The sequence below is a fragment of the Winogradskyella thalassocola genome, from assembly GCF_900099995.1.
In the GTDB taxonomy this organism is placed as follows: Bacteria; Bacteroidota; Bacteroidia; order Flavobacteriales; family Flavobacteriaceae; genus Winogradskyella; species Winogradskyella thalassocola.
Map to the genome: position 1 here is coordinate 23,309 of NZ_FNCZ01000008.1, position 12,743 is coordinate 36,051.

Sequence of the window (12,743 nt, forward strand, 5' to 3'; positions counted from 1 at the left end):
CTTAATAAAAAAATCAAATAACATTGAATATTTAGAATTTTTTCCTCATGTTTAAAACATTGAAATTTACAAAATTTTTTCTTAATCAAACCATTTATATATGAATTATAATGAAACAAGTATTAGAGTACGCTACGGAGAGACTGACCAGATGGGAGTTGTGTATCATGGGAATTATGCAGTGTATTTTGAAGTGGGTAGAACAGAGTGGTTACGCGAGTTTGGGCTGAGTTATAGCGGGATGGAGGCAGATGGAATTATGTTGCCTGTAGTTTCTTTAACTATAAATTACAAAAATTCAGCACGTTATGATGATGTGCTTAAAGTAAAAACTACATTAAAAAAATTGCCCACAGCTTCTATTGAATTTGAATATGAATTAAGAAATGAATCTGACGTTTTATTAGCTACTGGTAGTACAATTTTAGCTTTTATTAACATGGAAAAGAATAGACCTACGCGTTGTCCAAAATATCTTTTAGACAAACTGCGAAATTATTCGTTATAATTCTTTGATTTCGACTCCAAAAAATTGACTGAATAGTTCAAATACTTTGGGACTGTTGTTTTTTCTGACAGATATTTCTAGCAAACAATCGAGTTCTAAAGTCTGATTTATAATTTCAACATCATTTTCTTTTAATAAACGCATCACTTTACTCATATTTTTATATTCGAAATTGAGTTGAAATTTTTGATTTATGGTGCGTTCAACAATTTTTGAAGCTTCTAAGGCTAATTGTGCTCCTGTTCTGTAGGCGTTTATTAAACCACCTGCACCAAGCTTTACTCCTCCATAGTATCTAATCACTACGATTAGAATGTTGGTGACTTCAAAAGATTGAATTTGACCATAAATAGGCATTCCGGCAGAGTTATTAGGTTCTCCATCGTCATTGGCTCTATATTGAATGGTTTCAGTTCCTATTTGATAAGCATAGCACCAATGCCTAGCGGCATAATGTTCTTTTTTTAAGTCTTCGATATGTTGTTTTATCTGTTCTTCATTTGTTACCGGAAAAGTAAAACCGTAGAATTTGCTATTCTTGTCCTTAAACAATTCGCCTTGTGCTTGTTTTGTAATTGTTTTATATGTGTCGATTTCCATAATGTTAATTTGTAAAAATAAACCTATAGAGTTTCTATTTATAAATTAGAAAGACTTAGTTTTCTATAATAACAAAACTAAAGGTATTATCTTAAACCTTAAAACAATTCAACTGGGCATTAGTAACTCTTAAATATTTTTGTTATTATTTAAGGGGTGTATATGTATAGTGATTTGTTAACAGAGCAATTGTCGAAATAAATATCTTATATTATTAATTATATTTGTTAAAAAAAAGACATGAAGAAAATTCTATTTTTAATTGTAATAATCAGCTTTAATTTAATAAAAGCTCAAGAAACGGTTGGCTTAATTTTTAATGATGACACCGAAATAAAGTCTAATGGATATACCTTATTTAATCCTTCTTCTGATAATAGGGTATTTCTAATTAATAATTGTGGTGAAGTTGTAAATCAATGGGAGTTTGATAGTCTTGATAGTAGAAACGGTTATCTCTTAGAGAATGGTAATCTTTTAGTCGGTAGTGAACTAACCACCGAAATTAAAGATTGGGACGACAATTTAATTTGGAGTATTAACTATCAGGATTTCCTTGGGACTTCAATTCACCATGATATTGAGCCACTACCCAATGGTAATTATTTAGTATTGGTGAGAGATGTATATAGTAAAGTGGATTTATTGGAAGAAGGTTTAGATCCTTCGTATAATCTGGACACCATGGTTCTTGATAAAATTTTAGAAATTGAACCTGTAGGTACAAATTCTGCTAATATAGTATGGGAATGGAAGTTATTTGATCATTTAGTACAGGATTATGATAGTTCTAAATCTAATTATGGTGTAATCTCTTCAAAACCTCATTTATGGAATCTTAATTATGATGGTGGTCAAGGGTCTAATCCTATACATGTTAACGCTATTGACTACAATGCAGAATTAGATCAAATAGCAATTTCATCTAGGCACTTAAGCGAAGTGTTCATTATTGATCATAGTACAACAACATATCAAGCATCTACTAATAGTGGAGGTCTGTATAATAAAGGGGGTGGATTTTTATGGAGATGGGGAAATCCTCAAGTATATAATCAGGGAACAGCTTCTGATCAGAAGCTTGGTAGACAGCATGATATTAAGTGGATTACTGAAGGACCTAACCAAGGTAAGTTGTCCGTGTTTAGTAATGATGGCTATGGTAGTAATCTATCCGCTTCTTCTGTTCACATCATTGATCCAAACGCTACGGATGGTGTTTATAGTTTAAGTTCAGGTAAGTTTTTGCCACAAAGTTATTTTTGGTCTTGGGATGGTACCATTATGAATGAAGTTATGCATGGAGGAGCGCAATGTGGTGTGCAAATTATGTCTAATGGAAATGCTTTAATTAATGAATCCGATATCGGAAGACTTTCAGAAATTGATAGTTCAGGAAATGTAATATGGGTTTACATGATTCCGGTTAGTAATAATTCTGATTTCAATCAGTTTGAATCTCCAATAGGCAATGGTTCTTTTAGAGCGCATAGATATTCTGGAGATTACAGTGGTTTTGATAATGTGGTTTTTAATAATACCGGAATTATTGAAGATGTAAATTTAATTTCTGAAGAATGTATAGATTCAGGGGAGTTGTCTGTTGATGATTCTTATTTAGTGGGTTTAAATGTGTATCCTAATCCTACAAAAGACCTCTTGAATTTTAACCTACTGATCAATGAGATTGAGGTCTATGATTTATCAGGGAAAACGGTATTGAGCAAAACAGATTCTGAATTTATAAATTTAGAAAATTTAGCAGACGGTTTATACCTCATTAAAATTTCAGCTAACGAAAATTCTAGGATCATTAAAATCACAAAAAATTAGGACAACATTACTGTGTTCAAAAAAAGTATAATTTGCTGTTCTTATTATTAAAGCGGTATAATTAGGGTTTTTTTTTAATTGTCTTTGGTTTCTATTATGTTAACGTGACTAGAATAATAGAGACTATAGCGATTAAAATACCAATCCAATTTTTCTTTGAAATACGTTCTTTAAATAGTAACAAGCCTATTAGTGTTGAAACTGCTACAATAATTACATTATTGATTGTAAATATTGAAGAGCTCTCAAAGCCATCTACACGTAGGGCTTTCAAAAGAAAATAGATGGAATAATAATTAACAATACCCAGAGCAATTCCAAAGGGTATACTTTTTAAATCAAAGTTATTCTTTTGTTTTACTGATTTTAAGCTTAAAATAATAAACCCAATAATTGCTGAAACAGCAAATATGGTTGCTGAAAACAAAGGTATATTATCATCTGGGGCAAAATGATTAATAGATGTATCTATAATTCCTGATCCCAAGAATAGCAGGATAGGTAAATAAATTGAGTGCGTTACTACTTTATCTTCTTTTACTTTTAAAGAAGTTAGATAGACTGCGAATAATGCTAGTATAATACCAATGATTTTCTGAGTGCCAATACTTTCGTTATAAACATATATGCCAAATACAATAGGGATTATAACACTCATTTTACTAGCGACAGAAGCAACGGAAAGACCATTTTTTTGAGCGGTTAATGCCATAACATTAAATATTGCTATAAACAGAAATCCTAAGCCAAGTGCTGCATAGAACCATTTAGCTTGTGTTATTTCTGAAAAGACAACCTCTCCATTATAATAAAATAACCCAACGGTGCAGGCCGTTATATAGTTTACAACAATAGCTTGAAGTGTATTAACTTTATACTTGTCATAAAGTTTAAATAATACAAAAATTCCGGTAGATGATAGAATACTAAGGATTAGATAAATCAAAAGAGCTCTTTTTTAGTTTCAAAAAGAGTTATAACATCCTCTTTTGTTTCGTCAATATTCCAAGTTTTAAAGCCCATTATAGCAGCTGTATCTGTATTGTCCTTTGTGTCGTCTATAAAAAGACATTCTTTTGGTTTTAGATTGTTCTCGGATAAAACAAATTCAAATATATCTGTATTTGGTTTTCTAAGCTGAATTTCTTGAGATAAATAAAAGACATCAAAGCAAGCTTTAAATTCTTCGTAAAATGAAACGTTCTGCTTAATAAAATTGATATGCATATTATTGGTGTTACTTAATAATATGAGTTTGTATTCTTTTTGGATAGCTAAATTTTTAATAAAATCTAATCTGTGATTAGGAAAATCTTTTATAATAAAATTCCAAGCATCGATAAGTACTGCTTCACTAACATGAGGAAATTTAGTTTTATAAAATTGAATAAATTCTGAAGTTGAAATTTTTCCAACTTCATAAAGTTCATTGGTTTTAATCATGTCAGCTTCAAAAGTCTCTAGTTTAAATACATCTAGAGCATTTTGCATCGCGCCTGGTTTATCTAAGTTGATAAATACATCTCCAAAGTCGAAAATTAGTGTTTTAATCATTTTTATGTAGTGTCGTTTTGAGGCCTTAAAGGGTTTTATGACCTGTGAGGTCTTAATATCTTAAGCGTATCGTTTAAAATTTTGTCTTCTGAAATTAATAGTCCGTTAAGTTCTGGTGCTGTTATGCCTTCTTTAAATTCTGTATTGCCGATAAAAACTCTCGCTTCATCCCAAAGGTTTTCATCAATAAAAGTTTGGAGTGTTTTTGCTCCTCCTTCAATAATAATGGAGTTGATGTTTTGTTTGAATAATAAATCTGCAATTTGAATGGCTATCGGTTTATCGAAATCAATATCTTTATTTGTAAGTCGTATTGTTTTTGCGTCATCATTAAAAATAGTATAATCAGAATGCAACTTCGAATTCTTATCTATAACCACTCTAATTGGGTTTTCTCCTGTCCAATCTCTAACTGTTAAACTCGGGTTGTCCTCAATAACGGTATTAGTCCCTACTAAAAAGGCTTGTTCTTCTGCTCTCCATTTATGTACTAGTTGTCGCGAATATGTATTTGTGATCCAAACCGGCTTTTTCTCGTCCTTCTTCATCGGAGCAATAAAACCATCATAAGTTTCAGCCCATTTCAATATGATATAAGGACGCTTTTTATTGTGAAATGTAAAAAAACGTTTGTGATGTGCTTTGCATTCCGCTTCCAATATACCAACGGTAACATTACATCCCGAAGCTTTAAGTTTAGCGATGCCTTTTCCTGCGACTTCCGGATTATCATCAACACATCCAATAACCACATTCTGAATTTTATATGAAATAATTAAATCGCTACAAGGAGGTGTTTTTCCATAATGACTGCAAGGTTCTAACGTAACGTAGATAGTGCTTTTTGATAAAAGCGCTTTGTCTTTCACAGAATGTATTGCATTAACTTCGGCATGGTTGCCTCCATACGCGCTTGTAAAACCTTCTCCAATAATAGTGTCGTTATAAACAATAACAGCACCAACCATAGGATTTGGTCTTGTGGTTCCCAATCCGTTTTTGGCAATTTGCAAACAGCGTGTTATATAAATATCGTGGTTAGTCAATTAGAACTTTATTTTTACATCTTGAATTTCATCTACCGAATATGTTGACGAATATCCCATAATCTTATACTTTATATTCCCTTTAATATGCACCTTTAGGCTTTGCGAAATTAAACTTCCTAATAGGCTTCCGAGATTTTTATTATTTGTAAAACTATCGGTTTCAACCTTAATAGTCAACGGAATAGTAAACTTCTCACGTTTAGGGACATCAAATTCTTCTGAAACTACAGATGCGAGCTCTAATTCATTAATATAAACTTTAAGGTCATCTGTTTTTAAAGTACCTCCTACATCATTTTTGTTTAGAAATAAAGCTTCCGCTCTAATCGTTATGTTTTTAGAATTAGAGTCAATAACCTCAAAATCCTCTAACCTAACAAACTCTGGTTTTTTTGTGAAAGAACAGTTGAAAAGTAATGTAAAAGTTAGGGAAAACATTAAGAGTCTTTTAAACATAAAATTGTTTTTATATGTATTTTTGGTTTTGACTAAAAAAAAGAGAATTTAGTGCGTAAAGATACTATTGTTATTCGAGAAATTGAAGCCAAGGATAATCCTAAAATTGCAAAGGCAATTCGTTCAGTTTTAATAGAAATGGGAGTACCAAAAGTTGGTACGGCATATGAAGATGTTGCTTTAGATTGTATGACAGAAACGTATAGTCCATCTCAGAAAGCCTATTTCGTGGTCGAAAATGGTAATGACATCATTGGTGGAGCAGGAATTTCTCCATTAGATAATTACGAAGGCAGTGTGTGCGAATTACAGAAAATGTATTTTATGCCAGAAGCTAGAGGTAAAGGCTTAGGATCTGAAATGATGAAAAAATGCCTAGACTTTGCTAAACAAGCTGGTTTTACGCAATGCTATTTAGAAACCTTGCCATATATGGAAGATGCGCGTAAACTTTACCGAAAAGTAGGTTTTAAAAGTTTAGAGAAGCCAATGGGAAATACGGGGCATTATTCATGCACAGTCTGGATGCTTAAAGATTTGTAATTATGTTATTAAAAGACCTTCAAATTATATTTCATAAAGAATTAGATGTTATTTACGGTGAAGACGAGGTAAATAGTTTTTTCTACTTGTGCACGGAACATTATTTAAACGTTCCGAGAATACAGTTGACATTAGAGCCCGAATTTACAATTACAACATCTGAAACAGATACGTTTTTTAAAACCTTAGAAGATTTAAAACAACAAAAACCCATACAATATATACTGGGAGACACAGAGTTCTACGGATTACCATTTAAAGTGAATGCGAATGTTTTGATTCCAAGACAAGAAACAGAAGAACTAGTGGATATGATAATTCGATGTCAATCTGAGCCTTTCGACTGCGCTCAAGACAGGCTGCGCGAAGAATCTCAAATTAAAATCCTAGATATAGGAACAGGTTCTGGTTGTATCGCAATTTCGCTGGCTAAAAATTTACCAAATGCAAAAGTGTATGCTTTAGACGTAAGTAAGGAAGCTTTAAAAGTAGCAACCCAAAACGCAAAATCAAATAACGTAGAAATAACCTTTATTGAAGCAAATATTTTAATCGCGTCCACTTGGAATTTATATTTTGAAAATTTAGAATTTGATATTGTGGTGTCTAATCCGCCATATGTAAGAGAATTAGAAAAACAAGAAATACAATCCAACGTTCTAGATAATGAACCACACTTAGCATTATTTGTAGAGGATGACAATCCATTATTGTTTTATAAAGCTATTACCAACTTCGCTATTAAAAAGCTAAAATCAAAAGGGAGTTTATACTTTGAAATTAATCAATATCTTGGTGAGGAAACTAAACAATTATTAGTGGATGCTAATTTTGAACATATTGAGTTGCTAAAAGATTTAAATGGGAATTATAGGATGTTGAAAGGTGAAAAGATATAGTATGAGAGTTTTGATTGTCTTTTTGATTTTAGTGCTTTGTTTTTCTTGTAAAGAGAAAAAAGAGGATGTTATTGAGGTTGAGTATGACATTAAAATCGATACGCTTACAACTATAAATAAGGAAGACGAATTGGTAAAACAAAAACTTCAAGAATTAAAAGAAAGATTTTACCATATTAAACTTTATAATTCAGAAATAGTAACAGATACTATTGTTGGGTTTGACTTTTTAGAAAGTGATTCAAGTTTAGATTACAGCTTCGATTACGAACCTTTTCTTAAAAGAGGTAATTCAGATTCTATTAGTTTATATACCAAAAATATTGAAGTTGTAATCCGTAAATCTAAGTTTGAAAAAACGAAATCAAAACTCACTTACGACAGTGATAGTTTAAACATTATTCAAATAGATAATCACAATGTTATAGGTGCAGAAGATGTTCCGAACACCTATATTTCTAAAATATACTTAGATTTAAGTAACAACTATGTTGAAATCGATAAACGTTATTATGAAGACTTATACGAGCCAAATTTCGATTTAACGGAGGCGTATTATTATGATAAAGAAATTATTATTACAATGGGAAACAGTGATGGCTATTTAGGCTATGTGGTCACTTTTTTTATTGATGAAGAATTAAACATAAAGCGAATAATTTACATTCCTTAGAAATGAATACAAAACAACAAATAGAATCGCTCAGAGAAGAAATACGTCAACATAACTACAATTATTACATCTTAGATGAAGCAACAATTAGTGATTATGAATTCGACATAAAACTCAAAGAGCTTCAAGCTTTAGAAGAAGCTCACCCTGAGTTTTTCGATGCTAATTCACCAACACAACGTGTAGGAGGAGCCATTACCAAGAATTTTAAAACGACGGTTCATGATTCTAGAATGTACTCTCTAGATAATTCCTATTCTAAAGAAGATTTATTGGATTGGGAAACCCGCGTCAAAAAAATGGTTGATGGTGAGGTTAGTTATACATGCGAATTAAAATACGATGGTGCATCTATAAGTTTAACTTATGAAAAGGGTAAATTATTAAGAGCCGTAACTCGTGGAGATGGTGTGCAAGGTGATGAAGTAACCGCAAATATAAAAACCATTAATACAGTTCCGCTTCAATTAAAAGGTGATTTCCCAGAACGATTTGATATTAGAGGTGAAATTGTGTTGCCTATCGCTGGCTTCTTAAAAATGAATGAAGAGCGTATTGAAAATGATGAAGAACCTTATAAAAATCCTAGAAATACAGCTTCAGGAAGTTTAAAACTGCAAGACAGCTCAGAAGTCGCAAAACGTCCTTTAGAATGTTTATTATATAGTATAGTAGGGAACAATCTTAATATCACATCGCAATTTGAAGGTTTAGAAAAAGCTAGAGCTTGGGGTTTTAAAGTACCACAAGAAGCAAAATTGGTAAATTCTATCGACGACGTTTTAGAGTACATTAATTATTGGGATGAAAACAGACACAACTTACCATACGAGATTGATGGCGTAGTAGTTAAGGTGAATAATTTATACCAACAAGATGAATTAGGGTTTACAGCTAAAGCACCGCGTTGGGCAATGGCATATAAGTTTAAAGCCGAACAAGTGTCTACGCGATTAAACGAAATCACTTACCAGGTCGGACGAACAGGCGCCATTACACCCGTTGCCAATCTAGAGCCTGTACAATTAGCGGGTACAATTGTAAAACGAGCTTCACTTCACAATGCAGATCAAATAGAAAAGTTAGACATTAGAGAAGGTGACGAAGTGTATGTAGAAAAAGGAGGAGAGATCATCCCAAAAATCATTGCTGTAGATTTATCTAAGCGTCCTGAGAATTCTGTACCAACACAATATATTACAGAATGTCCCGAATGTAAAACAGAATTAGTTAGGCTAGAAGGGGAGGCTAAGCATTATTGTCCTAATTATTCGGCTTGTCCACCTCAAGTGGTTGGGCGAATTCAACATTATATTTCTAGAAAGGCAATGGATATTGATGGTTTGGGTGGTGAAACAGTCGCTTTATTGGTTAAAGAAGGATTAATTAATAATTATTCTGATTTATATGAATTAACCGTTGAGCAAGTTATTCCGCTTGAACGTATGGCTGCAAAAAGTGCTGAGAATTTGATTAATGGTATTGAAAACTCAAAACAAATTCCGTTTGAACGTGTACTATTCGGATTAGGAATTCGATATGTTGGTGAAACCGTAGCTAAGAAATTAGCGAAGCATTATAAATCGATTGATGCGTTAATGTTTGCATCACTATTAGATTTGGTTACTGTGGACGAAATAGGAGAGCGGATTGCAGAAAGTGTTGTTGAGTTTTTCTCCTCTGAGGAAAACAAACGAATTATAGAACGTCTAAAATCTTTTGGTGTACAATTAGAAATCTCTGCTGAGAAGTTAGCAAATCAGACAGATAAGCTAAAAGGATTATCTATTGTGGTATCAGGTGTTTTTGAATCCATTTCTAGAAACGAACTTAAGAAGCTTATTGAAGATAACGGAGGAAAAGTGTCGTCATCTATCTCTTCTAAAACATCTTATGTCGTTGCAGGTGATAAAATGGGGCCAAGTAAACGAACAAAAGCCGAAAATTTAAATATTGAAATACTCACCGAAGAAGCCTTTTTAGATGGTTTGAAGTAATTTCCTACGCAAAAACAGCTATTTATTCGACGAAATGCTTGATTTATACGATTATATGTAAAAAAAATGTTTATATTTGCTTCAGTTAATAAGGGAAGATTAATGTTGGTAAATAAATTTTTAAAGATCGTATTGTTGCTTTTAGGCGTCAGTTACATTATACTCCAAGGTTTTGTTTTGGAAATAGAAGGTGATGCTGTAAGTGCTGTAGCTTTTATTTTGCTTACATGGCTTTATATGGGTTGGACAAAGCATAAATCAAAATTATTCATATTATTTTTAGTAAGTTTTACTGCGGCACAAGTGCTAGGTTTTTTGGCTTGGTTTCGTTCAATACCAGTAGAAGGACAAACTGATTATTTGTACTACATAGTGAACATTCTTAGTATTATTTCTTATGTTTTACTAATTACTAAAATGTTCATCCATTTAGATTTTAAAACAGTCTTCTCGGAATTAACAGTACCTATAATAATACTAGTGATTTTAGATGTTTTTTGTGTGACGTTAATATCTGGTACTACAGAAAATGCGTTTAACTATTCGGAGTATGCTTTAGAATTTACTTATAACGCTGTTGTAATGATATTACTGTCATTTGCGCTCATTAATTATATGTACCGAAATAATTATAAATCAATGCTGTTTTTATTAGGTTCTATCTTTATTGTGTTTTCGGAGATTATTCAGTTAGCATATTACTATATTCTGAGCGATGATGCCAATTTAGGATATATTTACTCTTTCTTTTTAGTAGTGGCATTTATCTTTTACTACTTACAATCACAGCACATAGTAAGTGAGCCAACTCCAGCTTATACAGACGATCCAATAGAGGGTCAAGCCTTAAATTAGAAAAGAATTTAATCACTAAATGTGTTGTTTTGATTTGTGCTTCTAAGTGAAACTTAAGCGCTAATTACACTATAATTGAAGCGCCTTCTGCAGTTACCTTTTTCCCTGGTTCGAAATAAAAATCAATTCTACCAAGATATAAACCAAAACAACCAACTTGATTAACTAGTACATTTTTACCAACACTATTTTTTTCGATAGTTGGTTTCGGTAAGAATGTATGTGTGTGTCCACCTATAATTAAGTCAATATCTTTTGTTGCTCTTGCTAATGTTATGTCACTCACTTTATCTGGACTATTTTTGTAATAATACCCAATATGAGACAAGCAAATCACCAAATCACACGATTGTTCTTCTTTTAAAATACGCGACATGTCTTGTGCAATTTCAATCGGATTATGATAAACGGTTTCCTTATACATATCCTTATTTACTAGACCATCAAGTTCAATCCCTAATCCAAATATGCCAATTTTAATACCATCCTTAATAATAATTTTATAAGGCTTTACATGCGTATCCATTACAGTATTGGTAAAATCGTAGTTGGCAGAAACAAACTCGAACTTCGCATGTGGCACCTGTGCATATAATCCATCAATACCATTATCAAAATCGTGATTACCAATAGTGGCAACATCATACTTTAGCATACTCATTAGCTTAAATTCTAATTCGCCTCCATAGTAATTAAAGTAAGGTGTTCCCTGAAAGATATCACCAGCATCTAATAATAAGGTGTTAGGATTTTCCATTCTAATAGATTCAACTAAAGTTGCACGCCTTGCAACACCACCTTTATTGGCATTTCTTCCGTCATCAGGCCCAAAAGGATCAATGTGGCTATGCACATCGTTAGTGTGTAGAATCGTGATTTTTTTCGTTTTAGAGGGACTAAAAGATTGTAAGCTTAGACCTCCAACACCAGCTAAAACTGTTGCGGCTGTAGATTTTTGAATAAAGTGTCTTCTCTTCATAATTTAATCTTCTAATTTTATAAAACGTTGATCTTGTTTAGGGTTTAAAGTATCTTTCTTTTTAAAGCTATCGATTAATACATCTCTAATTTTATAATTTAACACATATAATCCTTCATTAGGATGAAAAAACGTCATTCCATCACCGCCATTGTAGAGGTAATCATTAGTCGCTACATAGTAGGTTTTATTGATGTCTATAGGTTTGCCGTGAACCGTAGCAGATTTGACTGCTGCATTCTGATCTAACGTTAATTGTAATTGATATGAAACAGGATGTGCACGTTTAGCCTTAGAAAGGTATTCCATCATGTCATTCATTTGTGTTCCTTTTATAGCAACGACAACAACAGAATTTTCAAAAGGCATAATCTCATAGGCTGTTCTAATGCTAATATTTCCTTTAGAAATAATAGAACGAATACCTCCATGATTAAGTAATACTAAATCAATATTTTTTTGAGTTCGTTGATTAAATACAGGATTAGTTTCACTGTAAACAGCATCAGCCATTAAATTTCCAATAGCAGTGTTTAATTCCCCATCTGATTTAGAATAGGTTTCTGGAGCATAAGAAATTATACTATCCATGTTTTTATTAACATGTAACCTATAAGGTAATATAAAATCTTCTATTGCTTGGTTGGCTTTTAGGCTATCATCTATAGCGATTCGTTTACCTTCAATTTTAGAAACATTTGATGATGCACAAGAAAAAATGAGCAACAATAAACAGAGTTTTAGAATATGTTTAATAGTCATTGAATAACTTATAAGAAGTTTATAATAAAATGTTA

Annotated in this window: 14 protein-coding genes; 7 read left to right on the plus strand and 7 right to left on the minus strand. The window is 32.1% G+C overall.

The features are described 5' to 3' along the window. Positions 1-100: 100 nt before the first annotated feature. Positions 101-508, plus strand: coding sequence for an acyl-CoA thioesterase (locus BLT80_RS15755; protein ID WP_092469720.1), 408 nt, complete (start codon positions 101-103; stop codon positions 506-508). On the opposite strand, the gene BLT80_RS15760 is transcribed toward BLT80_RS15755, so the two are convergent. Next, entirely contained in the window at positions 503-1,108 is a 606-nt protein-coding gene (locus BLT80_RS15760) for an IMPACT family protein (protein WP_092469722.1), read from the minus strand. The genes BLT80_RS15755 and BLT80_RS15760 overlap by 6 nt on opposite strands. 240 nt (positions 1,109-1,348) lie before the next feature. Between BLT80_RS15760 and BLT80_RS15765 the strand changes: the two genes are divergently transcribed. Continuing rightward, positions 1,349-2,941, plus strand: a complete 1,593-nt coding sequence (locus BLT80_RS15765; RefSeq protein WP_092469724.1) for an aryl-sulfate sulfotransferase — start codon at positions 1,349-1,351, stop codon at positions 2,939-2,941. Positions 2,942-3,035: 94 nt separating this feature from the next. Here the strand turns inward: BLT80_RS15765 and BLT80_RS15770 are convergent, their stop codons facing one another. The 4 genes from BLT80_RS15770 to BLT80_RS15785 are packed head-to-tail and all read right to left on the minus strand — an operon-like array spanning position 3,036 to position 5,982. Continuing rightward, positions 3,036-3,887, minus strand: coding sequence for an EamA family transporter (locus BLT80_RS15770; protein ID WP_092469726.1), 852 nt, complete (start codon positions 3,885-3,887; stop codon positions 3,036-3,038). Then, positions 3,884-4,495: an HAD family hydrolase gene (locus tag BLT80_RS15775; protein ID WP_092469728.1), complete on the minus strand. Its 612-nt coding sequence runs from the start codon at positions 4,493-4,495 to the stop codon at positions 3,884-3,886. Before BLT80_RS15775 ends, BLT80_RS15770 begins: the two co-directional genes overlap by 4 nt. Before the next feature lie 35 nt (positions 4,496-4,530). After that, positions 4,531-5,541 carry a bifunctional diaminohydroxyphosphoribosylaminopyrimidine deaminase/5-amino-6-(5-phosphoribosylamino)uracil reductase RibD gene (gene ribD, locus BLT80_RS15780; protein WP_092469730.1) on the minus strand — a complete coding sequence of 337 codons (1,011 nt, stop codon included), beginning with the start codon at positions 5,539-5,541 and terminating at the stop codon, positions 4,531-4,533. Beyond that, positions 5,542-5,982, minus strand: coding sequence for an LEA type 2 family protein (locus tag BLT80_RS15785; protein WP_245710280.1), 441 nt, complete (start codon positions 5,980-5,982; stop codon positions 5,542-5,544). It abuts the gene before it with no gap. 69 nt (positions 5,983-6,051) lie between these two features. Here BLT80_RS15785 and BLT80_RS15790 point away from each other — a divergent pair, with 69 nt between their 5' ends. From BLT80_RS15790 to BLT80_RS15810, 5 genes are all read left to right on the plus strand, one after another. Beyond that, positions 6,052-6,543: a GNAT family N-acetyltransferase gene (locus BLT80_RS15790; protein WP_092469734.1), complete on the plus strand. Its 492-nt coding sequence runs from the start codon at positions 6,052-6,054 to the stop codon at positions 6,541-6,543. Between the two features lie 2 nt (positions 6,544-6,545). Then, the gene (gene prmC, locus BLT80_RS15795) at positions 6,546-7,442 is read left to right on the plus strand and encodes a peptide chain release factor N(5)-glutamine methyltransferase (protein WP_092469736.1); all 897 of its coding nucleotides are present in this window, start codon (positions 6,546-6,548) and stop codon (positions 7,440-7,442) included. Between the two features lies 1 nt (position 7,443). Beyond that, entirely contained in the window at positions 7,444-8,115 is a 672-nt protein-coding gene (locus BLT80_RS15800) for a hypothetical protein (protein WP_092469738.1), read from the plus strand. Between the two features lie 2 nt (positions 8,116-8,117). After that, positions 8,118-10,112 (plus strand): NAD-dependent DNA ligase LigA, encoded by a 1,995-nt coding sequence (ligA, locus tag BLT80_RS15805; protein WP_092469740.1) that lies wholly within the window; start codon positions 8,118-8,120, stop codon positions 10,110-10,112. A gap of 66 nt (positions 10,113-10,178) precedes the next feature. Next, a complete protein-coding gene (locus BLT80_RS15810; RefSeq protein ID WP_092469742.1) occupies positions 10,179-10,967 on the plus strand; it encodes a hypothetical protein in 789 nt (262 codons plus the stop codon). Positions 10,968-11,031: 64 nt separating this feature from the next. On the opposite strand, the gene BLT80_RS15815 is transcribed toward BLT80_RS15810, so the two are convergent. Together BLT80_RS15815 and BLT80_RS15820 are read right to left on the minus strand one after the other, a co-directional pair. After that, positions 11,032-11,946, minus strand: a complete 915-nt coding sequence (locus BLT80_RS15815) for a bifunctional metallophosphatase/5'-nucleotidase (RefSeq protein WP_092469744.1) — start codon at positions 11,944-11,946, stop codon at positions 11,032-11,034. 3 nt (positions 11,947-11,949) lie between these two features. Continuing rightward, the gene (locus BLT80_RS15820; protein ID WP_092469963.1) at positions 11,950-12,708 is read right to left on the minus strand and encodes a 5'-nucleotidase C-terminal domain-containing protein; all 759 of its coding nucleotides are present in this window, start codon (positions 12,706-12,708) and stop codon (positions 11,950-11,952) included. Between the last annotated feature and the right edge of the window lie 35 nt (positions 12,709-12,743).